Below are 24,551 nucleotides of genomic sequence, written 5' to 3' on the forward strand. Positions count from 1 at the left end.
AAATTTAATTATAAATCCTTTTTTGCATATATTTTCAGAGATATTACCATTGATATAAGACAAATAGCTATTGAAATAAAACAAGGCATCCATGCCAGAACAATTGATGAAAATGGAAAGGTGGTTGTAAAACCAATGTTAATCGATTCACCTCCCTTTATAAGAGTAGGAGCGACAAAAGGTATTAAAAAGACAGTGAAAAATGATATAAGTTTTGTTTTATCATAACCGAATTTAAATTGAACAGGAAGTAGTATACCAAATAAAATACTGAAAATTAAAAATGTTATTCCAAGAGCGTTTACGCTGAGTTTTTCTATACCTGATGGTATGATAACTGACGTAATAATACGGATGATGGAGACACAAATGAAAATTACAAAGAGAAAGATATATTTTGCTTTTACAAATGCATTTCGTGTATATGGAGTTGCACAAAGCAAAGCGGCCCCCTTGTACTGATCCTCAAATTTGGATAACGTACTAAACAAAATAAGCTCCATCACAATTACTGTTAAAAGAAAGCTAACAAGACCGCCATCGTTTAAATGTAGTTGTGTAGAAATGTAAATAGGAGCGATAGTAGCATAGACGAGTAAAATTAGAAAATATTTTTTGACTAGTATAAAGTCTTTCCTTACAAGGTTAATTAACATGGTTATTACCCCCGATATATGAAAGCATAATATCCTCTAAAGTTGGTCTTTCCATCAATACATCAGGCATGAGTCGGCGTACATCATCTTTTTTATGAGTAATCCCCTCAAATCCGTAGTGAGATTGATGTAAATTTAAAAAAAGTTTTTTTGTTTGTTCATTAATTAATTGATTGTCTCCCTTTACCAATGCATGTGTGTCTACTAACACATCTTTTTCCTCATTAACTAAAATTTTTCCATCATCGATTAAAATGATCATATCGGCAATTTTATCTAAATCAGAGGTAATATGAGTGGAAAAAAAGACGCTTTTCCCGGGTTCCTTCATAAAATCTAGGAGAATATCCATTAATTCACTTCGTACCAATGGATCCAAACCACTTGTTGGTTCATCCATTATTAATAGGTCTGCGTGGTGGGATAGAGCCAATGCAACTGCAAATTTCATCCGCATACCTTTGGATAGGGTAGAAATTTTCTGTTCTAGATTTAAATTAAACTGTTTAATATAAGCTAAGAAAACCGACTCATCCCAATCAGTATAGGAAGGTGCAATCACATTTTTCATTTCTTTCAATGTTAATTCATCATAGAAATATCCCTCATCCAGCACGATGCCAATGTTGTTTTTGGACTTTCTTTCATTTTTATCCATATCTTTTCCTAAAAAATTAATTTTTCCGGAATCTTTTAAAATGAGGCCAAGGATTACTTTAATTGTTGTGGTTTTCCCGGAACCATTAGTTCCAATAAAACCTGTTATACAGTCTTTGCTAAGTGAGAAAGTAATATCTTTTAATGAAAAATTTTCGTAAGTTTTATTTAGATTATTCACTTCTAACACAGCGTTCATTTTTCATTCTCCTCCTCTAAAATTAAGTCCAATATTGAATGGAGATCATCTGCATGAATTCCTATACTCCGAGCCATCTGACAAACCTCTGCGAGCTTGACTTCCACCATGCGACGCTTAGATTCCATTAACAGCTCTAGGTTTGTAGGTGCTACATAGGTACCTTTGCCAATCCTAGTAATAATAAAACCTTCTGCTTCTAGTTCTGCATAGACTCTTTTTGTGGTAAGTACACTTACATGTAAGTCGTTAGCTAATAAGCGGATTGATGGCAATTGTTCGCCTTCTTTCAACTCATTGTTAAATATTGATTCTTTAATCTGTTCCTTTATCTGTTGATATAAAGGTTGATTTGATACATTACTTAAGATTATTTTCATTAAACAACCTCTCAATCGATAAGTGTTATGTTATATGATACACAATATACACACCATACACAGTTAATATTATAAATTATAAAAAATGAATTAACAAGATATATTGTTACAAAAATCACCTGAATTTTAATTTTTGGGATACCCTTAACGAAGTCTTATAGGGGGGCATCGCATCGCTAGCAAGCTAATAAAAAGAAATGCCCCCTAAAATGAAAAAATACGCTATTCTTACTGTAGAATCATAGGAAAGGATGGCGTTTTTTATGTCTGTTTCTGTGTATGACGAATTACAACTATTTGCTCAAGAGATTCAAAGTTTTTTATCTCCAAATACCTTACGGAATCTTGCTAGAGATGTTGGTTTTGTACAACGAACCAGTAAGTATCAAGCAAAAGATTTAATAGCTTTATGTGTATGGGTGAGCCAAAATGTAGCTATGACTTCTTTAACTCAATTATCTAGCTGTTTAGAAGCATCAACAGCAGTACTTATCAGTCCTGAGGGACTGAATCAACGATTTAATAAGGCGGCCGTCCAACTTTTACAACACCTACTAGCTGAACTATTAAGCAAAAAATTGGCCGCATCTATGCCAATTTCTTCTCCATACACTTCTGTTTTCAAGCGTATTCGTATTTTAGATTCAACTGCATTTCAACTCCCGAATGTATTTTCATCGGTTTATCCAGGTGCAGGAGGATGCAGCCATACAGCTGGGATAAAAATTCAACTTGAGTATGATTTGTTAAGTGGACAGTTCCTACATATTCATACAGGTCCAGGTAAACAACATGATCGCACTTACGGCTCTCTGTGTGCCCCAACTGTGACAGCGAATGATTTATGTATCCGAGATTTAGGTTATTTTCATTTAAAAGACCTTCAATATATACAAGATAAAGAGGCCTACTATATCTCTCGTATCAAGTCGAATACATGTATTTATCAAAAAAATCCTAACCCTGATTATTTTCAAGATGGAAGAATTAAGAAAGGTACAGAGTATATACAGATAGATATGGAGACGGTAATGAACTCTCTTCAACCAGGACAAACATGTGAAATAGCTGATGCTTATGTAGGTATGATTGATAAAATGCCAGCTCGTGTAATTGTTCATCGATTAACAAAACAACAGCAACGAAAACGATTACAAGATCAAGCTGTAAGAGAAAAAAAGAAAGGAATGAAGTATTCTCCTCGTAGTAAACGACTCAGTGGTATCAATGTATATATGACAAACACCCCTATAGATATTGTCCCGATGGGACAGGTACATGACTGGTATTCTTTGCGTTGGCAAATCGAAATTTTATTTAAAACGTGGAAGTCATTCTTTCAAATTCATCATTGTAAAAAGATAAAACCAGAACGATTGGAGTGCCATTTATATGGTCAATTGATTGCCATTCTACTCTGTTCTTCTATCATGTTTCAAATGCGCCAATTGCTCCTCATGAAGAAAAAACGAGAGCTTAGTGAGTATAAAGCTATATATATGATTAAAGACTATTTTCTTCTTCTATTCCAAACTATACAAAAAAACACCCAAGAGCTATCAAAGGTGTTACTTCGTCTGTTCAATCTCCTACAGCAAAACGGGCGGAAATCTCATCGATATGAGAAAAAAACGGTCTTTGATATATTAGGTGTCGTTTACAATTGTACCCTGTCTGATAATCAAGCCGCTTAATTCAAAAAAGTGAAACCCGTTAGGGTTTATTTCGTATGTAAATCTTTCAATCACCTACACTTTCCCTTTAGAAAAAAGAAACAATCTCGCCTAAAATTGACTTTGCATAAGCTTAGCTTGATAGCGATGTGGTGGTACCCCATCGCTATCAAGCTAAGATTTTAGAGTACCCAAAAAAACAAAAAAAATTAATCCTACTAGTACAGGCAAGTTTAGAAAATTCTTTACAAGAATTTAGACCATTAAAATAGAAATTAGTTTATATTAAAATTAGTTACATAGATTGAATATTGGAGGTATAGAATTAAGTTGGAAAAAGAATTTATGGTAATCAATAGCTTTTCTGGTGAAAATTTAACTGGAAATCCCGCTGCTATTTTTTTTGACCCTAGTGGTTTAGACAATAATACTTTGCAAAACATTGCTAAACAGATAAACCTCGTGGAGACAGTATTTGTCTATCCCTCTTATAATGCGGATTTTCTATTTCGTTACTTTACTCCTAATAAAGAAGTATCGCTTGCTGGACATCCAACAATTGCAGCATTTATGGCACTAGTAAATTCCAAAAAGATTGATCTCAGTAAAAAAACAATATATCAAATTGAAACTCAAAATGGAATATGTGAAGTTGTTATTGAAAACGTTAGAAATCAAGTGCTTGTAAAAATGAAGCAAAGCTCTCCTAAGTTTATTTCACCAATAATAAACAAAAAGACAATCGCCAATACTTTGGGAATTAATGAAGCAGATATTGCTTTCAATCTTCCAATTCAAACGATTGATTTAGGTGTGAAATATTTAGTGATAGCAGTAAATTCTTTAAGTGCATTAATGTCAGTTAAACGCGATGTTCAATTGTTACAAGAGTTGTGTGAGAATTTGGGTGTTCGTGAAGTGCAAATATTCACATTTGATACTTATGGAGAGGATTTTGATTTCCACACTAGAAATCTGTGCCCCAGGGAAGGTATGGAAGATCCTGCTTGTGGAATGGGGAACGCTGCTGTTGGAGCATATCTTGCCAAGAATTATTATAATAAACAAAAGTGTATTCACCTTCGAGCTGAGCAAGGTACGATTGTAAAAATGCCTTGTTTAATAGAATTATTTATCTCTAGAAAAGAAAAAGATATAGAACTTTATATAGGTGGTACTGGTAAAAAAGTGGTTGAAGGTAAGTTCTTTATTTAATTTATAGTAGGGACATCAATCTAAGATGAATTCATATCTATAATTCCCTAAAAATGCCATTATTTTTGTAGAAATATACAGAAAGGATGGCGTTTTTGGTATGAATTTATCAATTTCTGATGAACTAGAATTGTTTTCTAAAGAACCGCAACATACAAATGGCGGTTCTTTTTCTTGGTTTTATATTCTATTTTATGTAAAATAAATCCATATAATATATAGATGAAAAGCTAAATATCAAAAAGTAAAGAGGGGAAAAAATGTCGCGTAAATTATACTTTGCACTCATTATGTTAAGCCTTATTTGGGGAGGATCTTTCTATTTTTTCAAGATTTTAGTTGCAGATTTCAATCCTTTGGTAGTAGCATTTTTACGATCAACTTTTGGAGCTATAACACTTATTGTACTTATACCATTTTTCCGCAAATCTTTTAGAGGGAAAATTCCTTTTATACCTTTGTTTGCTGTAGGAATACTAAATACTTTAATTCCATGGACACTTATTTGTTTTAGCGAACAAAAAATGACTAGTAATTTAGCTTCTGTTTTAAATGCAACCCAACCATTATGGACAATGGTTTTAGGAATTTTATTATTTGGTATACGTTCCAATCGTAACCAAATTATAGGTCTATGTATTGGATTCATAGGTATTTTAATACTCTCAGATATACATCTATCAAATGTTTTTTCAGTTGATTCATTAAATTTCGTCGCAATGTTGATAGCAACTTTTTGCTATGGTTTAGCAACTCATATAACAAAGCGTTATCTTAAAGAAATATCTATGTTCCAAATTTCTTTAGGTACATTATTAGTCGGTAGCATATGTAGTGGTGTCATAGTTCTATTTGTAGAAGAACCAATTCAAATTTTAACTAAAATATCATGGCATCATATAGGCGCATTAATTGGAATAGGTACATTTGGATCGGGTATAGCCTATTTACTTTATTTTTACTTAATTCAAAAAGGGAGCCCAAACTTCGCTTCCATATCTACATACTTAGTGCCAGTATCAGCTATTTTCTGGGGATATATTCTTTTAAATGAAAATATAAGTTGGAGATTAATCATTGGGTTAGTTTTTATACTTATGGGAGTTTATATAACTAGTCGTAAAATCAAATTAAATATTCCTGTTAAAGGTATACAAAAAGAGTCCTAACTACTTAGGGCTTTTTCTTATTTTCGAAAGTAAACTTTTGAATAGCAGCATTAGGGGTCACTATACATGCCCATCAACTCAGGAAATTTTAATACCCTCAAATACCAAAAAACGTTATCCTTTCTAAACAAGCTAAATTAGAAAGGATGACGTTTTCTTATGAATCTCTCGATTCAAGATGAACTACTACGATTTGCTGAAGAATTACAACGATATGTTACACCTGTATTCTTAGAAGAACTTGCAAGAGAAATCGGATTTATTAAACGAAAACGTAAGTTTTCTGGATCAGACTTAGCTACCATTTGTATTTGGATCAGTCAACGGGTGGCAAGTGATCCCTTAGTCCGATTATGTAGTAGGCTTCATGCAGCTACTGGTACTTTACTCAGCCCTGAAGGCCTAAATAAACGTTTAAATGCGAAAGCAGTTTTGTTTTTACAACATATTTTTTCTTTACTGTTACAACGGAAAATATGTGAACAAACGCAATTTTCTAATCATCTCTTCTCTTATTTTGGGCGAATCCGTATCCTAGATGCTACCTTATTCCAAGTGCCAAGTGCTTTGGAGAATGTATATCCAGGCTCTGGAGGGTGTGCCCAAACAGCCGGAATCAAAATTCAATTAGAATATGATCTGCACAGTGGGGAATTTCTTAACTTTCAAGTTGGACCAGGAAAAAATAATGATAAAACTTTTGGTACAGAATGCTTAGATACCTTACGACCAGGGGATTTATGTATTCGTGATTTGGGTTATTTTTCATTGGAAGACTTAGATCAAATGGATCAACGGGGTACATACTATATTTCTCGTTTAAAATTGAATACGAATGTATATGTGAAAAATCCAAACCCAGAATGCTTTAAAAATGGTGCAATTAAGAAACAATCAGAATACATACACATTGATGTGAAACAAATTTTAAATCAACTACAGCCCGGAGAAACATTTGAATTAAAACATGCTTATATCGGTGATAAACAACAGCTGTTTGCACGTGTTATTTTTAACCGATTAACAGAAAAGCAACTTCAAAAACGACAAGCAAAAATCGCAGAAAAAGAAAAATCACAAAATAGAACGTACTCAGAGAAAAGTAAAGTGGTAGCTGGATTAAATGTGTACGTGACGAATATACCTTGGGAATGGGTTCCGATGGAACAGGTACATGAGTTATATACTTTGCGTTGGCAAATAGAGATTGTCTTTAAAATGTGGAAATCACTCTTCAAAATAGACCATTATCGTAATGTAAAACAGGAACGGTTAGAATGCCAACTATATGGAAAGCTAATCGCTATTTTCCTGTGCTCCTCTACTATGTTTAAAATGCGTCAACTGCTTTTACAAAAGAAGAAAAGAGAATTAAGCGAATATAAAGCAATAGGGATGATTCAAGATTATTTATATCTTCTGTATCAAGCTATACAGAAAAATATCCAAGAAATAACAAAGATTCTAATCCGCCTATTCCACCTATTACAGAAAAACGGACGGAAATCTCATCGATATGAGAAGAAAACAGTCTTTGATATTATGGGTGTTATCTATGAGTATAGTAGATTTAGAAAACAAAAGAAAACTGCATAATCTTTAAAAATAATACCTATTTAGGTTTATTTGGCATGCTCATTTTTAAGGGGAGAAAGTGTTTTAAAAGTTTTTATTTTATTTGAACGAAAGTTCATTTTGTTTCTGTTCTTAAGTTGATGGGCATGGGTCTCACCATACATGCCCATCAACTTAAGACTTTTTACTACCCCCAAGTACAAAAAAACGTTATTCTTTCTTAATAATCTATGAGAAAGGGTGACGTTTTTTATGAATCTCTCGATTCAAGAGGAGTTACAACCATTTGCAGAAGAATTACAGCGCTATATCACACCTGGATTTTTGGAAGAACTAGCAAGAGAGATTAAGTTTATAAAGCGAAAACGCAAGTTTTCAGGATCAGATTTAGCTACCATTTGTATTTGGATTAGCCAACGGGTGGCCAGTGATCCTTTAGTCCGATTATGTAGTAGACTTCATGCAGCTACAGGTACTTTACTCAGCCCAGAGGGCTTAAATAAACGATTTACTGCAAAATCAGTGTTATTTTTAAAGCATGTCTTTTCGTTATTGTTACAACAAAAAATCTGTGAGCAGACTCACATTTCTAACCAACTTTTTGCTCATTTTAAACGCATTCGCATCATGGATGCCACTATGTTTCAAGTACCCCATACTTTGGAACATATATATCCTGGTTCAGGTGGCTGCGCTCAAACAGCTGGGATCAAAATTCAATTAGAATATGATTTACATAGTGGGCAATTTCTTAATTTTCAAGTGGGACCTGGAAAAAATAATGATAAAACATTCGGAACAGAATGTTTAGATACGTTACGGCCAGGCGATTTATGTATTCGTGATTTAGGGTATTTTTCATTAGAGGATTTAGATCAAATGGATCAACGTGGTACGTATTATATTTCGAGGTTAAAGTTAAATACGAACGTATATGTAAAAAATCCAAATCCGGAATATTTTAAAAATGGTTCCATTAAAAAACAATCAGAATACATACAAATCAATGTCATACAGATTTTGAATCAACTCCAACCAGGCGAAACGATAGAATATCAGCAAGCTTATATTGGGGATAAACAGCAGCTATTTTCACGTCTCATTTTTCATCGTTTAACAGAGGCACAATTAAAAAAACGTCTAGAGAAAATTGCAGAAAAAGAAAAGTCAAAACACAAAACCTATTCAGATAAAAGTAAATTAGCAGCGGGATTAAATGTATATGTGACAAATGCACCTTGGGAATGGGTTCCGATGGAACAAGTACATGAATTATATACATTGCGTTGGCAGATAGAAATTGTTTTTAAAACGTGGAAATCATTGTTTGATATTAATCATTGTCGTACCGTCAAACAAGAAAGAATAGAGTGCCATTTATACGGGAAACTCATCGCTATTTTTTTATGTTCTTCTACGATGTTTAAAATGCGCCAACTTGTGTTACAAAAGAAGCAAAAAGAATTAAGTGAATATAAAGCGATTGGAATGATCCAAGATCATCTGTTTCTCCTCTATCAAGCCATAGGGAAAAGCACCCAAGAGATAACAAAGCTTCTGATCCGCCTGTTCCACCTTCTAGAGAAAAACGGGCGGAAATCTCATCGATATGAGAAGAAAACTGTCTTTGATATCATGGGTGTTATCTATGAGTATAGTGGATGTAGCAAGCAAAAGAAAGCTGCATAAGAAAAAAATGAAACCCGTTAGGGTTTATTTCGTGTACTTATTTTTAATAACTTGTCCCCATTTTGGGAGATTTTAGTTCAATTGAACAAAAGTTAATTTTGTATCCATCCTTAAGTTGATGGGCATGGTCTCACCATACCATTTCGGGAAAATTGTACGTTTAGACACAAACTGGACACATCTTAAGCGTTTTCTGTACGTTAAGAGACATCTGTCCAGAAAATCTTATGTTTATGAACAGAGGATAAAACTCAATAATAGAATATTAATATTCAATTTTTATATAAAAAAATAAGCTCCGAAGAGCTTATTTTAATAATAATATCAACGCAATTATCAATGATATTATCGAAAATGCAATCATAAATAATAAAGCTCAGTCATGAGTTATCGCCCTGTTACTGTCATTCCTGCTGTGTAAATTGTATCAATAGAACCAGCTGCGCTTACAACTTCAACTTTGTATCGGTATGTGCCATTTTCATAAACATCATCGCCATATCCTGTGAAAGTTGAAATTTCATCATATGAGCCAGCTGGAACCCACTGATTGTTCCATTTGAAATTAGTTTCAAATTCTCCCCAGCTATCTCCGTTTTTCTTTTCGATGCTGACATTGTAATGAATTTCTTCAGCTCGGTCATTCGTGATTCTTGCAATTAAGCTATTACCAAAAGTAACTTGTGTAGAATGTATTTTAACCGTAACATCGTTTACTGTTTCGCCAGGACCACAGATATAATGACAGCCATCCCATTCCTCAGCTTGTGCCTTTGGTGTATCTAAATTCATAACCGTTAAACCGCCTAAAGCTAACGCACCAGTCAACGCAATTGTAGCTAATTTTTTCATGATAATTCCTCCTATTAACCGTTATAAGTGAATGTTTTTGTTTTTACGTATTCATTGCCAGTATAAAAAGGTTTCTATGACTCATTTCTATCACCCTTCAGCTTATATAATTCGACAAATGGTGATAATTTCCTGCAAATAAAATGAATAAGCACTCCCGCAGGAATGCTTATTCAAATTCAATTTCTGTTTTATTGTCTGATGTGAAGTATCTTATGGTTTTGGGTTTGTTTTTTATTAATAAGTGCGGTACGTGAAATTATTATAAGTTGTAATTTATAGCCCCCGTAGACCCTGAATCTACGAGAGCTGCCTAAGGGTATTTCACATTCGACTTGGTTCTATTGTAGCAAGCTTTCACCAAATAGCAAAAACATAACGATCCAAAACCAAATAATCAAACGAAATGCACTCTTAAATCCTCCCCAGAGAGAAAATGTTTCCTCTTGCATTATTATCCCCCTTTCCTACTTGTCTTTTGGTTCTCCAAACCATTCATACATTGCCTGTCGGCTTATAATCCATTCCTTACGCTTCCCTTCAGGATGCAAAAAATACTTCACTAAACCTTCTTGTAACATGCGTTCTAAATCATTTATTTGCTTCTCGTTCATTAAAGAAGGGCTATATTTATTCTTAATTGTCTCACGAGGAATCCCCCAATAAAAAGCTGCTTCAGATGGTGTCATGTATTTATCAATTTCTTTCATGGGAATTCTCCTTTGTTTGTGCTTTTCCTTTTATGTTACAATAAATAAAGAAGGAAATGGACTAGATTTCCTTCTACTTCAGTCACTCATTAACTAAACTCTTTGTTTGCTGTTAAGCAAATGAAGGGTTTTTATTTTGCTTGTTTATATTTACTATCTATGACAGCCAAACGGATCAACTTCAGCTTAATATCCTTACTAAGAGAAAGCCATTCAGATGTACCAATTTTCATATCCTTTTCCTCCCCATTACCTTTTTATACTTCAAGAAATTAACCCCTTAAAACATTTGTATTTTACACTAATTTAACAACTAGAGAATCCTCATCATATTCATGAATATGTAAATCATAGCGCATATCTGTTGCATTCAGTACTTTACAAAACCTCTGATAGTAAGCCGGATTACTTACTTCCATGCCAACTTCTCCATTCCTGAACAGATACTCTAAATCATCAATGATTTCTTTTACTGTATTCTCCAATATTTTCACTCCTTACCTTTATAAAAACCCTATAAGGTTATTTTATAATAAAACAACCAACCTTACAAGGTTATTTATTTGTTTTTCAGATATTTTATAAAAAATTCTTATTAACATCCTTAACTCCCTTTAAACCGCTTATTTTTACTTACAACACATCCTTTGTTATTTAGGTCTTATGTCATTCGCTTTTAAATAAACATTGGTTATATCGAAATCTGAGAAGCTGTTTTTTGATGAAAGTATGATTTTTTAAAGTTAATTCCTAAAAATAACAAAAGAGCTGGATTTTTATCACAGCTCACGTATTGATTGGCTCTGTATGTGTACATGTAGGATATTGAGAACAGCCAAGAAACTTATTTCCTGTTTTATTCGAATTTCGAACGACTAAATGATTTTTACATGTTGGGCATTTCCTTTCTGCAGGTTTTACCCCTTGATATACGTCTTCAGCCGAATATTCGGGATTAATTTTATTAATCAGTTTCTGAAGTTCTACACGATCTATTAGTTTTACATGGCATGCCTCCGCTAATTCTTTCGCCTGCCTTGTATACACACTGTTTGTTACAACCCAACCCTCATGTGCCTTGTAATAAGCTTGCGCTGCATATATCTCTTGTACGGCACTGATGCCGACTCTATTTTTCATCCCGTAGCGTTTCGCCTGGATTACAATACGATTTTTTCCCTTCAATACAAGGTCCGCTCCGAAATCATTTGACTGCTTTGTGACTGTTGGAGAATAACCCAACTCTCGAAAGAGAGCTTTTAGGTATACTTCGAATTGACGTCCATCCATTTTGTCTATATAGCGAATACCGGACTTCGCCATTCGCTTCAGCATTCTACGCTCCTGGATCTTCCGGTACACAAATTTACAAATATGAAAAAGTACGTAAAGGATAAAACTATAAATCAAAATCTGTAGTATGTTTGGCATAGATGGTAGATTAGACACTTCTTTCCACCTCTTTGATTGGTTTTATTTTCTTTGGTTGAGCTGTTTCTTTTGGCTGTTGTTCACTCACTTGTTTCTTCCGGACATCGTTCCAATCTTTTTCATGTGTTGGAATGTCCTCTTTAAGATCTACAAAGCATTTCATCGTCTGAATGAAGTCTTTCCCAGCTTTATCATTATCAACTGCCATTATGACTTCTTTAATATCGTGCCCTTCTTTTTTCGCATCCATTAAAGATTGAATCACCGTTTTTGACTTCAATCCATGCATAGAGACCAGGCGAGCGTTTTGTATTTTATTTTGCTTGATACTCCAATGGGACAACATGTCGATTGGATCTTCATAAAAAATAATCTTATCCGGCTTGCCTACATCAACTGTAAAACCTGCATGAATCCTTTCGTAATTCGGGACAATTTGTTTAAAACTTCCTCGTTTATTCTCCATTTTGACCGTACCTTGACGGTTCATTCCAATTACTTGCCCTTTGCCTCCTTCTTCTCGCCATTTGAACACGACATTGTTTTTCTTATCCTGGGCGATGAGATCCTTTTTAATTAGCCAGTTCACTAAACGAGGATCTATTTTCCGCTCATCAATTAAGTACTGTTTGATCTCTGTTTGTTTCGGCACCTCTAAGTATTTTGGATAGTTGAAGGGCTGCTGCTCTTTTTTGCGTTCTTCTTCAGCATTTGAACGATCAAACTCTTTGTAGTCCCCCTTCTGAATGTCCATCACGGCTTGAGGGAATGTCATGTCATAGTACATCATGGCAAAGCTAATCGCTCCATAGCCTTTTTCCCCTCGACTATTCCAGGCGTATTGATTCCCTTTAATAATGAGACTGTCATGTTCCGTATGACGATAATAGTTTCCTTCTTTCTTAAACGTTTCTCCTTTTGCTTCCAGATATGAAATCAAGTCAACTTTTCTTGCTTTCATCGCATCCTCCGTACTGACATGTGCCATTACGGAATCCCCCCTTTACTCTATAAAATGAAATAAAAAAGAGGACTATTCCATTTCCTAGTCCTCTTTTACATACATTCAATTTTTATTTGCCGAATAAGAATTTTAATCGCTTCTCCTGTACGCTGTATGATAAACGAGCATCAAATTTCTTCCCGTTTTTGTTCGAGATAAACCCTTTGATCTGATCCGTTACATTCTTCTCTAATAATTTTTTCACATGGTTACTACTTAGATTTTTACCAGAGAATGTACCAAAAATAATGAAGTCACAGCCTTTTTTGTATTTCTCACATAAGTAGTTACTTTTCCCTACAAGAACTCTACTCTTACATAATGGACATTTGCCAATTGTACGATCTTCAGTCGTTGGAAAACGGAATTTCAAACTTCCGTCCGCTTCCATATAGATAGCTGCTGTAAATTCTCCCTTTTCCCCTTCAAAGCCATTTATAAAATCTGTTGTTTTATACTGAATCAGCTTTTTCATTTGATTACCAGGGATCGCTTTACCTTTCATCTTTGCTGGTAACATAAAATCACATCCATTTTTATGCTCCGTGCATCCATAAAACGTTTTACGATGAAGCATATCCCCTTTTTTACATTTTGGACATTTACCAAATGACAGCTCCTCTTGTGTTGGGAACTGAAATTTAACTTTCCCTTCATGTAACACTAGATAAGCGGAAAACTCCTTCTCATTGGACTTAAACCCTTTTAAAAGATCTGTTTTCTTATCCTCAAACAGCTTTTTCGCTTGCGCTTCCGGAATCGCTTTTTCTTTAATTTTTTTCGGTAAGGAGATTTCACATTCTGGATAATTACTGCACCCATAAAAATTGCCTTTATGAAGGATTTTTCCTTTTCTACAAGGGCATTTACACACCTCAATTTGCTGATTCCAAGTATTAATAATGCTATCCGACACTTTATCATCCATTGCGCCTAATTGTTCCACCGTATCTTTTACAAACGTATTTGTTTTCTCTACAAATTCCTCATATTTCATTTCTTTCTTTTCGATCATGTAGATCATCCCTTCCATTTCAGCCGTATAAGCTGGATTTTTGATTTCATCTACCGGAAAAGCATCTATAAACGCACGACCAATATTAGTGGTTCGAATCTGACTGTTGGTAACATCAATATAGCTTCGCTCTAACAGTTTCGGAATAAACGTTTCTTCCGTTGCGACTGTCCCAATCCGTTTTCCCTTCATAAGTTCTTTCAAATGTTCATCATCCAATTTACGTCCTGCCGTCTCCATAAAGGTTAAAATGGAACTTTCCGTATGAAAGGCTGGTTTCTTTGTTCGAGACTCAATCAAGTCATACTGAACGATTCTGAAAGAATCTCCTTCTCGTAAAATAGGTATCTGAAATGCTTCAACTGATCCCTCTTCTATATCCTCTTGAAACACACTTAGAAATCCTTTCTCTTGTAGGATCTTTTCTTTTGTACTGTATGTGTTGCCCTCTTGATCTATAAAATACACTTCTCTTACCAAGTAGATTGCTGGTTTCATAAAATTCCCGATAAATCGTTTTACAATTAAGTCATATAACTGTTTTTCTAATGGATTTCGGTTGGTTCCGGCATATAATTTTGTTGTTGGGATGATGGCAAAGTGACTACTGACTAACTCATTATTAAATGTAGTGTGTTTTTTTGTAATAGAAGATGGGGCTACTTGTTGTACCAGGTTTGCATAGTCACTCTTTTCTAATGCTGCCATTACTTCTTTTACCCGTTCCACTTGCTCAGTAGGTAAATGCCTGGATGAAGAACGAGGATAAGTAATAAAGCCTTCTTCATACAAACTCTGTATATATTTTTTTGCTGTTTCCGCATTTATCTTCAGTTTGGCGTGAGCATCTTTGTAGATATCCGTTAAGTTATATAATAATTTTGGTTTCTTTTTTCTCGTACTTTCTTTAAATTCCGTTACGATTACATTCGTTTCTTTCAAGCTATCTCCAAGCTTTTGTAGTGGTGATGGATCTATCAGTTGATCTTCTGTTTTCATTACTGGTGATAAACCGTTTTCCGTTAGTAGCTTTAAATTATAATAGGTTTGTTCTTTATAATTTTGGATAGCGATTTCCCTTTGACGGATTTCATTCAAGATACACATTTGAACACGACCAGAAGCCAATAAAAATTGGTTTTTTGCTAGTTTTGATGTACAGCCCCTTGTAACATTAATTCCTAGAATATAGTCCAGGTATTGCCTTGCTTTAGCGGATTGTGCAAGCCCGTCATAGTCTGTTCCTGGTTCTAATCGGTTTAATGCTCCTTCTAATTCTGCGGCCTCATAGGAAGAGATAAAAAGACGGGATTCTCGCTTGTTCACACCTGCATGTTCAACTATTTCACGATAGATAAGCTCACCTTCTCTATCTGCATCACAGGAGTTGACCACATGATCTACATCGGGACGGTTTAACAGCTTAACTAATATTTGAATTTGTTCAAGACTATCCGATTTCGCTTTATATTCTGGCTCTAAAATAATTGGCAAGTGATCAAATTTGAATTCTTTGTATCGCTCATCCATTTCTTCCGGATGTTTTAGCTCTAATAAATGCCCTCGGCACCAACTAATAATGTAATTTTCATTTTCATAGTAGCCATAATACGGCTTGCTCCCTGGATACCTTTGTGAGTTTCTAAATCTAGGTGATTTTAATAATTCAACAGCTACCTTCGGTTTCTCTGCAATAAACAATGTTTTTCCCATAAATAGTACCCCCTATTAATCTGCAATTTCATTTTCACGCTTCCATTTCTTATTTCTCCACGTTGTTATCATTCTGTAACCGAATAATAACAGCGTGTTCAAAAAGACTGCTACAAGGAGCATACAGCCTGCAAACAGCCATACATTCATGACATAACCTTCCATTCTAGTTCCTTCTGTAAGAACACATATAATTGTTTTTGTTCCGACAGCATTTCACGAACGGCTTGAATTTCTTCGGTAGATAACGAAATAAAAATAAGCTCTTTTGAATCTCCTTTTTCTGCCCAAACACCCTTGTAATCAATGTCTACAATTTCTACAATGTTTCCCATTCCCTTTCACTCCTTTCGTTCTCAAAACAAGAAAGAGGGCTTTACATGTACCCTCTTTCATTTCTAGGCATAAAAAAATCACTTTCCGTTTTCTCAAATGAGTAACAAAAAATGATTCAATCTGATTTTCCTGTTATAAAATTTTTCATCGTTCCATTTCCTTTGTTTCTTTTTTTCTACTTGATTTCTTTGTAGCCTTCGCCTGCTCTACATGACCTTGTGCAATAGGCTCACGTTCTATTCCTTTATTATTGTTTTGGTTTTGCTTATCATTCAATGGCTGATATTTTTTATCCATATTCATTTCCTTTGAAGTTGTAGACTGATTCACCGTTATTCCTTCTTTCCCAAGCTTCTCATCCACCTGGTTTTCTAATTTCACTACGTGTTCCTGGCTTACCAGCTCATTATCAATCGAAACATACTTTGTTGTATAATATCGCTCTTCAGCTTTTACACGAGTGACAATACTATCAATATTATCCGGTGTTTCTTCATATTGTGAACGTCTGTATGCTTCGTATTTCCGGCTTAAATCCTTATCTAGAGTAGCTGACTCTTTTTCTTTTGAAGGTTGAATTTGTTGATCTAAAGAAGCAATAGTTGCATATCCTTCCTTCTTCATCTCTTTATACAATTCCACTTCTTTTTCATTAAATGAGGGATCTTTTTGTTCTTCCGCTTTATCAACTAAGATTCCATATCGTTCATCTTTTACAATTTCATCTAGACTCATATTTGCATCCTTTTCATAAACAACAAATGACAAGTTTCCTCTCCCATCAAAGATAGAACTTTGAACCTTTTCATATAAATCTGGTTTCAAAATGTTATCTAAATAGACATTTTCTCGTTTCCCGTTCTTTTCCATTAGAGAAACATATAAATCGTCCCTATCTGTTTTATCTTGATTCCATACAGACAAATAATTTATATCTTTCGTAACAGCATCCATCATGTGGATTCTTGCCAGTTCTTCATCCTGTATACCGTTTGCTAATACTTCAATTGTAACTAAGTGGTTGGGTGTTTCTTTCAATCTTTCTAATGTATTTTCCTGTGCTTTTTCCAGCGGTATTTCTTTGTTATTTCTATGATTCACCACCTCATCTCGTAACGCTTGCTTCACTTCATCTGATAGATACCTTTTCTCGTTTAATACTTGTTCATACGGAGTCTTGTAGTCTCCATCTCCCATATCCAAACGATCCATACTCACAAGCTCCATTCTCCCAAAATCCCTATCTACTTCTTTAGGAATGGCGATATGGTAACGAGTTTTATCATATGGTACATATTCATCTCTTTCTCTTGCTTCCTCTTTTGCTTTTTCAATATTTGAAATGACTTCAGACATTTTTTCATTGGCTTCTCCAAATGGGATCAATTGATTACTTGTAAAATTTCCATTTTCACTCCATTGAATTAACATAGTTGGACGAGTAATGTCATTCTGATTTAGTGCTGCATACTTTTCTTGATTTGCCTCGTTAAACGCATCTATAAATTCTTTATCACTCAATTTTTCTCCACCTTCTACAGGCTCAAACACTCGATTTCTATCTACTTGCTCCCTTAACTCTGTAACGGAAACAAGCTCTTGTGTCGTCTTGCTTAAACTCATATATTCCACCAATAAAATATTTTTTTCATCCTGTTTTTCATTTTTATTTTCCATACCTTCCACCTCTTTTTCTTTTTCCTTTTCTAATTTGTTTTCAATTGTCTCAATAAATTCAATGGAAGTTTCATGTACTTCTTTCAACAACTTCGTTTTATCTTTCATTTCTTTTCCTTGTGTCCAGCTCGCCAAATATCCCAACGAATATTCACTTGTATCAATCCCAAAATAAGAAGAAACGGCGTAAGCGGTCATTTCTGCTTGAAACTCTTTTTCTGGTGCTGTGTAATTCATATGCGTCTCTGCTGTATGAAGTTTGGCATGTGCCAACTCGTGAAGAAGTGTTTTTACATTTTGTAATTCACTGTTCCGTGGATTCAAGGCGACCTCTTTTGTTAAGGTATAACTCACACCTTTTGCGACACCCAGCTCTGCTTTTGGCTCAATTATTTTCACACCGTTTTTTTCCGCAACAGCCTCCATCCCTCTGTACAAACTCTTGTAATCTTTTACGCTTCCTTCTAGCCAACGATTCGGAAAAATACGTGGTAGATCTTCAGCTTTTACATTCGTTTGAGACGCATCAAACACATGACCGACAGCAAAATATAAACGACTTGGTTTCACTTCTACACTTTTAGATTCAATTTGTTTTTTCTCTTCTTCATTTGCTTTAGTTACTGTTTTCCAAGTGCCTTCTTTGTCTTTAAATTTTGCTACAGTTCGGTTTGGAACAAGGATCTGGATTCCTTTCTCACCCTTCTTAACCGCAAACCCTTTTTCTTTCCAAAAAGAAAAGGAACCCACTGCACTGGCTCCCTCGAATTGATTCTGTATTAATGAAATATTAGATGGTGAATAGTGATAAAACTTTGCCATAAACGTTAAATACTCTTTCAAATCTCCCGGTGTACGAAAATAACCTTCTACGCTTTTTTCCATCTTTTTTGTTAAATCTTGCACCGCTTCTTTCTTTTCTTCTGGTGATTTCGTTTGATACTTTTTCTTATAATTCTTACTCATGATCTTCTCCTACACTTTCACTCGCTCTTTGCAATTCCTCCATGTCTTCTTCATTCCATCTTTCCGTTGTATCAAAGAAAAGCGCATGTGTTTTTAAGTTAACCGGAACTAACATATTCTCTTGATTCATAACATGAACTGCAAGTTCTTCCTCTTGTTCTCTTGTAATTTTAATTGTTAGTTCTTCATCTTTTACAAGTAAAACAAGTTCACCTTCTCCAATTTCTTTAATAACTCCTAATGCAATATCTTCATGAAATAACAACATCCTACTAACCTCCTATTTTTTTATAAAAAAGAACAATGTAGCTTATGTTACATTGTTCTTTGATGCCTCGTGATCTATACGTTTTTGTCTCGCATGACTAATTCGTTCCGCTACGACTTCCTTTGCCATTTTCACGCCACCGACTTCTATTTTATCCGTAGTAATAATACTCTCTAAATCTAAGTCATTGGCAAAAAAGTATCCATTCATTAATTCAATTAAAACTTGTGTATTTCGATCCGCACTATTTGCACCAAGACGAATTTTTGTTAACTCACTTTTTAATATGTCATGAAGATTTTTAGAAACAACTTCTGAAATATAATTCAATGACCATTCTGTATTTTTTGCTGCTTGATGTTCCATACAAATTTTAGATATGGCATCACCAGGATGTGTAATATTATTTTCCTCCATATACTCTTGAACATAATGATGGACGTTTTCACTCAATGATAACTTCATTCGTACTTTTTCATTCCCCATAATCTAACCCCTTTCGTTTTCATATGCATTTTCCCTTTGCATCCGCTCATAATACTTTTGGTTTTTCCAACTTTCATATTCACTTTTAAAAGCACGCTCCACTTTCTTCATGGAATACTGTATAGATACATTCTGTTGAAATTTTTGAAACGGCTTTGATTTTTTCATGGGATGGATTCTCTTTTGTTCTTTATCGTATGCCTTCATTTCTTGTAAAAAAGCGTTCCCCATTCTTTTATACAGGTCATTGATTTTATTCGTCTTATAATTTTCATATTGCTTCTTATCATACTTGCCTTCTCCGTATGCTTCTTTAAAAACTTGCACTTCTTTATCTAACTTTTGGAGAAACTGATCGTAATCTTTTTTATGATGATGTTGAATATATCGCCTGCTTAATTCATCAATTTCCGGCTTCAATGGCTGAATGGTATTGTAACTATATTGCCACTGTCTTTTATCACTTGGTAACTGTTTATAGATTTGTAAAAACAATGGTTTCAAATGTTGATTGCGCCAATCAAAAACGGAATCTTCTTTTTTACTTCCCACCATGTTGTTTCGAATCAAATCATTAATTTGTTTTTGTTCCTGCGTACGATCTAACAGATTATTTACAACTTTCCCCCTCATCGCATCCAATGTTTTTGGTTTTCTTTTTCCACGTTCTCTCGTTGGAAATGGTTCAACAGTTGCCACATGAATATGAATATTATTCGTATTAAAATGAATGGCTGCTGACCAGGTAGAACTTTTTTCTAGCCCCTCCCTTTTTTGCATTTCCTTCATCGCAAGCCGTGTCACATCCATTAACTTTTTTTCATCCAATGTTTTAGTTTTCCCATCATATATGCCTTGTTCCTCAAGCCAAGGATTATGAAAAGAAATGACATCTTGCCACATAATACTTCCATTTTCATGAGCGGTTTTAAACATTTCCTTTAAGGCTTTTTTCTCACTTTCTGTTAAGCGATTTGCGTGTTCCGTAAACAGTGCCGATGTCTTTTCTGGATTCCCCATATAGTCTTGATACGTTTCAAACATTTTCGGATTCAGCTTCACTTCACTTTTTGCTTCTTCTCGATCTACATACTCAATATAGTTCTGAAAGGCATCCGAACTCGGCAATACAAATTTTGTTTTTAAAACAACACCTGGCGTGACTGAAGAGTGAACAGGAACCCCATTACTCATTTTCATCATCCTGCATCATCATTTGAATAAACTCATTCATTTTTTTCATTTCGCCATAACAATCATTCATCATACGGATGTTCTTTTGGATGATATTTTCTAATTCCATTTCTCTTTTATGTTGTTGCTGAAAAAATGCCAGCATTTCAATTTGGTCTTTCAAAAATTTCTGCCTGGATAATCCTTTCCTCTTTGCAATTTCATCTATTTTCTTTACGGCAATTGGATCTACTTCTCTAATTCTGATTTCCACTTTTCCCTCTCCTTTCTGCAAATCTGGGTAGAGATCAAAAAATAGTGAGAAGAGCATAAGGGGTTTTTGCCCCCACCGAGGGTGTGGGGCTAGGCGGAGCCTAGCGAAACGATGGGGGCAAGAAAAGCTTCTAGGTGTAGACTCACTCACGACCCAAAATCCCCTAATGTAGACTCACTCACGACTCATTTTTTCGTGATGTGGACTCACTCACGATACAAAATCCCCTGATGTAGACTCACTCACGACACTACTTTTTTCACTTTTTATTAATTTCTTGTTCCTTTTCTTCTAATTTTTTGTTCCCCTTTAAACAATTCCACGTTCTTTTCTGATGATTTTATTTTAGATTCTAAGGATGCTATTTTCGATTGCGTTTCCGTTTTTTCCGCTTCGGTTTGGTACTTCATTTCATCTTGTAGTTCTTTTACTTTCTCATATACTGTCTTCGCACTTTCTTCTTCCAGTTTGATTGCTTTCCCAAAATTTTTGATCTTTGTTTCAATATCTTTTTTGTCTCTTTCTATAAAATCTATCTCATATGTTTTTTTATCTTCAGCTAACAATTCATCATTCACTTTTGTTTTTCTTTGATCGGTAAAAATCGTCTGAACAATTTTATTAGGGCTCTTTGTACTTGTATTTTCTTCTTCGTATTCGTTAACATCTTGTGTAAACTTCCGAATATCCATTTGTTCTTTTTCACTGTTTTTTTTGTAAATATCTAAAGCTAAAGCTCCCCAATTTGGATATAATTCTTTAACTTCTATCACGTAATTTCCGTTCTCTTCATACAACACTTTGACAGGTAATTGAGCACCTGGCTTTCCTTTTTCTTGTGCCTTAAACGTAAATCCAGTTTCCTCATATCCTTCTATCCGAAATCGAATTTCTATGAAATTTTTATGTGGATTATATTCCCTTTTTTCTACAATCAATTTGCCCATCCCCGACAACTTGATTACTTTATTTGTTTCCGTATGGAATAGTTTTTCATCGTTTGGCATGTAAATTTTAGATGTCAAGAAAGCGAAAAAACCGATAAATAGAAAGCTGATAATTGCTAGGTAGATCCATGACTTATTTCTTCTTAAATTGATTCTTTCACTCTTCTTACTGATTGCACCTATCACACTCTCACCTCATCTTTTTTTGTTATAAAACTTTCACATTGAGTTCTTCTACACTTGTAACTCGCCATGTTTCCTTTTCCTTCTCGATTTTGCGTTGAATCCGTCGTGACATTTATAAATTCAGCTAACACATATACTTCCTCTTGATCGGGTTCATTTTCTTGTAAATAAAACTTCATTTCTATTGGTTTCGTCTGTCGATAAGTACGCCCTTCTCTGCTGTTCTTGTGCGAAAGGAAGTACCTTATCCAGCCGTTTCTTTAAATCTTCATTCTGTCTTGTTAGTAATTCATTTGAAAGCTTTAGCTGTTTTTCTTTACCATCACTCATTGATTTTTTACTCAAATAGACATTAAAAGCTGTCACATCCACGACTAAAATTACAAACACAATAAACAAAAATTTCCGTTTATCTTTCATTCTTTCAGTCTCCTATTCTTTTGATTTTTAGAACCTTCTTACATGACCATTAAATACTTCTTTCCAATACGGATTATTTAAATCTTCGATAGCTACCCCTTTATTTGTTTGGCAACCAATAAAATGATCTTTATCTATAACAAAACCCTGCCACCTGATATCGATCGCTACACAAGATGGGATTTTGAAGAATGTGTGCAATGGTTTCAGTTTAATAGAGCTGAAAACAGCAATCCTGCGCATTTCATAAAGATGTTTAATCAAAAATCTAAACAGAATCAAGAACGTAGAAAACGTAATACCCAAAGGACAAGCTCGCTTTTGGGTTCAAATAATAATCGTAAGTTTGTATTCTTTAATTTTTTAGAAGAGAACAGCTAAATTCCCCCCAAAAAAACCATGACAAATAACCTTGCTCAAAATAATCATATACAGCAAGGTTATTTGTCATGTCCTCTTATAGTTTTCTAGAATCTTAGTATTTTTTAACACAGAAATCTTCAATAGCCGTACTCGTTTTTTGTGAACTGTTATCAGTTTCCAGGTAACTCTACTATAGAAATTACATTTAATAGATACTGAATATTCATTTATTTACCAATGGATTAACTTTGAAATTTACTAAGCTTAAATCTTCGATAGCTTGCTGCAGTAAGTATGCAAGATCAAAAATTGATTCTAATGTTTTTATTTATTTTAATTTCTAAAGAAAGCTTTGCATATTTTCAATATACAAAGGGAATCTTGTAAACTTCAAATGGTTTCCATAATTTTTATAATTTAATTTTGGATGGTTCTGATACAAAATTAAATTATAAAAACATAGAGTAGAAATTTTTTCTACATTTCTAGCTTATGAATCTAAACCAAACACTTTATTGATAAAGTGTTTTTGATCTTAGACAGACTTGTTCGACCAAATAAGTTTTCTTTTTACTCTAATATAGGTTTTATCGACTCCTCATGAGTTGTTTGTTCATTTAAGATGATATTGTATTGTCTCTTCTAATTTAGGCTTATATGGATAAACTGAGCGTATAATTGTTGTCTGAGCAATTAATACATCTCTTCCCTTTAGTTTATACTGATTACACATCTTGTATAAAATAATACCATCAGTATCTTCAAGTATTTAAATTTGTTTTTTACTTAGTGAAAGACTATTACCTTTTAGATAATCAAGAGATGCGCATTTTTCGGATAGTACTTTAAAACCTAATATAATATATATCTTTTATATAAAAAGAATATAAAGATAAAACTATTATACTGATGAAAAATGGCTTACAAACTCAGTAATAACAGTGTCTGCAAAGTTATAGAACCATAAAAAATCGAAAAAAACACTTATTGGAAATGTATTTATTACGTTTTACGTCGCTCTAAATATACAAAATATCATAAAGTTGAATTACTTAACCTACATATAATCAGCATCATTTTGATACGTAGAAGTGTATATAAGATTAATGGTAGTCTAGCTTAAATTAACAACATGATTTCCACATACGCTATAAAATAACCCACATTTTATTAACAGTTAGAAGTAAGTTATAGACATAATTCAGTAAATCAACATTATTAACAAAAAACATTCTGATTTTAAGTAGATTTTTACATGAAACGTTTATAAATGAAGCTTTGAGCTATTTTATTGTACACATTTGGACAATATTATTAAGATATCCACTGAATTTATATATATATTTACGATTTTTAGTAGATTAAACCCTAATAAGAGATTGAATATTCAGAAAAAATGTAAAATGAAATTGTGAATTACTGATTATATTTTAGGAATTTTGTATGGAAGTGTATAAAAAAAGAGAGGTATTCTAACTCAAATTTAAGAATCTCTCTCTTTTATGTTTGGATAGTACG

General features: G+C 33.9%; 21 protein-coding genes and 4 pseudogenes. 6 read left to right on the forward strand and 19 right to left on the reverse strand.

Going from position 1 to position 24,551, the window contains the following annotated elements; genetic code table 11:
* Nucleotides 1-8 precede the first annotated feature (8 nt).
* From ACP6L7_RS32500 to ACP6L7_RS32510, 3 genes are read right to left on the reverse strand one after another with little or no spacing between them, the layout of a single operon-like run.
* Nucleotides 9-656, reverse strand: a complete 648-nt coding sequence (locus ACP6L7_RS32500; RefSeq protein ID WP_098361803.1) for an ABC-2 transporter permease — start codon at nucleotides 654-656, stop codon at nucleotides 9-11.
* Nucleotides 646-1,512, reverse strand: coding sequence for an ABC transporter ATP-binding protein (locus ACP6L7_RS32505; protein ID WP_098361802.1), 867 nt, complete (start codon nucleotides 1,510-1,512; stop codon nucleotides 646-648). Before ACP6L7_RS32505 ends, ACP6L7_RS32500 begins: the two co-directional genes overlap by 11 nt.
* Nucleotides 1,509-1,892, reverse strand: a complete 384-nt coding sequence (locus ACP6L7_RS32510; RefSeq protein WP_097833450.1) for a GntR family transcriptional regulator — start codon at nucleotides 1,890-1,892, stop codon at nucleotides 1,509-1,511. The genes ACP6L7_RS32505 and ACP6L7_RS32510 overlap by 4 nt, the downstream gene beginning before the upstream one ends.
* Before the next feature lie 263 nt (nucleotides 1,893-2,155).
* Here ACP6L7_RS32510 and ACP6L7_RS32515 point away from each other — a divergent pair, with 263 nt between their 5' ends.
* The 5 genes from ACP6L7_RS32515 (at nucleotide 2,156) to ACP6L7_RS32535 (ending at nucleotide 9,213) form a co-directional block, all read left to right on the forward strand.
* Entirely contained in the window at nucleotides 2,156-3,586 is a 1,431-nt protein-coding gene (locus ACP6L7_RS32515; protein ID WP_430529696.1) for an IS4 family transposase, read from the forward strand.
* A 309-nt stretch (nucleotides 3,587-3,895) separates the two neighbouring features.
* Nucleotides 3,896-4,780 (forward strand): PhzF family phenazine biosynthesis protein, encoded by an 885-nt coding sequence (locus ACP6L7_RS32520; RefSeq protein ID WP_430529697.1) that lies wholly within the window; start codon nucleotides 3,896-3,898, stop codon nucleotides 4,778-4,780.
* A 260-nt stretch (nucleotides 4,781-5,040) separates the two neighbouring features.
* Nucleotides 5,041-5,949 carry a DMT family transporter gene (locus ACP6L7_RS32525; protein WP_097832459.1) on the forward strand — a complete coding sequence of 303 codons (909 nt, stop codon included), beginning with the start codon at nucleotides 5,041-5,043 and terminating at the stop codon, nucleotides 5,947-5,949.
* A 159-nt stretch (nucleotides 5,950-6,108) separates the two neighbouring features.
* Complete coding sequence (locus ACP6L7_RS32530) at nucleotides 6,109-7,545, forward strand: IS4 family transposase (RefSeq protein ID WP_098791579.1); 1,437 nt, start codon at nucleotides 6,109-6,111, stop codon at nucleotides 7,543-7,545.
* 231 nt (nucleotides 7,546-7,776) lie between these two features.
* Complete coding sequence (locus ACP6L7_RS32535) at nucleotides 7,777-9,213, forward strand: IS4 family transposase (protein WP_430529099.1); 1,437 nt, start codon at nucleotides 7,777-7,779, stop codon at nucleotides 9,211-9,213.
* A gap of 387 nt (nucleotides 9,214-9,600) precedes the next feature.
* Here the strand turns inward: ACP6L7_RS32535 and ACP6L7_RS32540 are convergent, their stop codons facing one another.
* The 16 genes and pseudogenes from ACP6L7_RS32540 to ACP6L7_RS36300 form a co-directional block, all read right to left on the reverse strand.
* On the reverse strand, nucleotides 9,601-10,065 hold the full coding sequence (locus tag ACP6L7_RS32540; protein WP_097832457.1) for a hypothetical protein: 465 nt from the start codon (nucleotides 10,063-10,065) through the stop codon (nucleotides 9,601-9,603).
* 467 nt (nucleotides 10,066-10,532) lie between these two features.
* On the reverse strand, nucleotides 10,533-10,775 hold the full coding sequence (locus ACP6L7_RS32545) for a helix-turn-helix domain-containing protein (protein WP_002139963.1): 243 nt from the start codon (nucleotides 10,773-10,775) through the stop codon (nucleotides 10,533-10,535).
* Nucleotides 10,776-11,071: 296 nt separating this feature from the next.
* Nucleotides 11,072-11,260 carry a hypothetical protein gene (locus ACP6L7_RS32550; protein ID WP_097833412.1) on the reverse strand — a complete coding sequence of 63 codons (189 nt, stop codon included), beginning with the start codon at nucleotides 11,258-11,260 and terminating at the stop codon, nucleotides 11,072-11,074.
* A 301-nt stretch (nucleotides 11,261-11,561) separates the two neighbouring features.
* Nucleotides 11,562-12,224, reverse strand: a complete 663-nt coding sequence (locus tag ACP6L7_RS32555) for a restriction endonuclease (RefSeq protein ID WP_430529698.1) — start codon at nucleotides 12,222-12,224, stop codon at nucleotides 11,562-11,564.
* A complete protein-coding gene (locus tag ACP6L7_RS32560) occupies nucleotides 12,217-13,194 on the reverse strand; it encodes a DUF3991 and TOPRIM domain-containing protein (RefSeq protein ID WP_098362084.1) in 978 nt (325 codons plus the stop codon). Before ACP6L7_RS32560 ends, ACP6L7_RS32555 begins: the two co-directional genes overlap by 8 nt.
* 85 nt (nucleotides 13,195-13,279) lie before the next feature.
* Entirely contained in the window at nucleotides 13,280-15,937 is a 2,658-nt protein-coding gene (locus tag ACP6L7_RS32565) for a type IA DNA topoisomerase (RefSeq protein ID WP_430529699.1), read from the reverse strand.
* A gap of 15 nt (nucleotides 15,938-15,952) precedes the next feature.
* The gene (locus tag ACP6L7_RS32570; RefSeq protein WP_255290771.1) at nucleotides 15,953-16,087 is read right to left on the reverse strand and encodes a hypothetical protein; all 135 of its coding nucleotides are present in this window, start codon (nucleotides 16,085-16,087) and stop codon (nucleotides 15,953-15,955) included.
* Nucleotides 16,084-16,272: a hypothetical protein gene (locus ACP6L7_RS32575; RefSeq protein WP_097833407.1), complete on the reverse strand. Its 189-nt coding sequence runs from the start codon at nucleotides 16,270-16,272 to the stop codon at nucleotides 16,084-16,086. The genes ACP6L7_RS32570 and ACP6L7_RS32575 overlap by 4 nt, the downstream gene beginning before the upstream one ends.
* A gap of 145 nt (nucleotides 16,273-16,417) precedes the next feature.
* Nucleotides 16,418-18,916, reverse strand: a complete 2,499-nt coding sequence (locus tag ACP6L7_RS32580) for an LPD25 domain-containing protein (RefSeq protein ID WP_430529700.1) — start codon at nucleotides 18,914-18,916, stop codon at nucleotides 16,418-16,420.
* Nucleotides 18,909-19,184 carry a hypothetical protein gene (locus ACP6L7_RS32585; RefSeq protein ID WP_097833408.1) on the reverse strand — a complete coding sequence of 92 codons (276 nt, stop codon included), beginning with the start codon at nucleotides 19,182-19,184 and terminating at the stop codon, nucleotides 18,909-18,911. Before ACP6L7_RS32585 ends, ACP6L7_RS32580 begins: the two co-directional genes overlap by 8 nt.
* A gap of 42 nt (nucleotides 19,185-19,226) precedes the next feature.
* A complete protein-coding gene (locus ACP6L7_RS32590) occupies nucleotides 19,227-19,670 on the reverse strand; it encodes a hypothetical protein (protein ID WP_070146071.1) in 444 nt (147 codons plus the stop codon).
* A gap of 3 nt (nucleotides 19,671-19,673) precedes the next feature.
* Entirely contained in the window at nucleotides 19,674-20,864 is a 1,191-nt protein-coding gene (gene mobP2 / locus ACP6L7_RS32595; protein ID WP_430529701.1) for a MobP2 family relaxase, read from the reverse strand.
* On the reverse strand, nucleotides 20,857-21,117 hold the full coding sequence (locus tag ACP6L7_RS32600; RefSeq protein WP_070146073.1) for a hypothetical protein: 261 nt from the start codon (nucleotides 21,115-21,117) through the stop codon (nucleotides 20,857-20,859). Before ACP6L7_RS32600 ends, mobP2 begins: the two co-directional genes overlap by 8 nt.
* A gap of 259 nt (nucleotides 21,118-21,376) precedes the next feature.
* Nucleotides 21,377-22,250: pseudogene (locus tag ACP6L7_RS32605) on the reverse strand (hypothetical protein).
* Nucleotides 22,251-22,272: 22 nt separating this feature from the next.
* A pseudogene (locus ACP6L7_RS32610) lies at nucleotides 22,273-22,670 on the reverse strand (hypothetical protein).
* Nucleotides 22,671-22,697: 27 nt separating this feature from the next.
* Nucleotides 22,698-22,817: pseudogene (locus tag ACP6L7_RS36300) on the reverse strand (bifunctional lytic transglycosylase/C40 family peptidase); the annotation flags it as partial.
* On the opposite strand from ACP6L7_RS36300, the pseudogene ACP6L7_RS32615 reads away from it, so the two are divergent.
* Nucleotides 22,818-23,051 (forward strand): annotated as a pseudogene (locus ACP6L7_RS32615) (Replicase RepFR55); the annotation flags it as partial. It lies immediately after the preceding pseudogene.
* Between the last annotated feature and the right edge of the window lie 1,500 nt (nucleotides 23,052-24,551).

Source organism: Bacillus silvicola (assembly GCF_050524305.1).
GTDB classification, from domain to species: Bacteria; Bacillota; Bacilli; order Bacillales; family Bacillaceae_G; genus Bacillus_A; species Bacillus_A cereus_AT.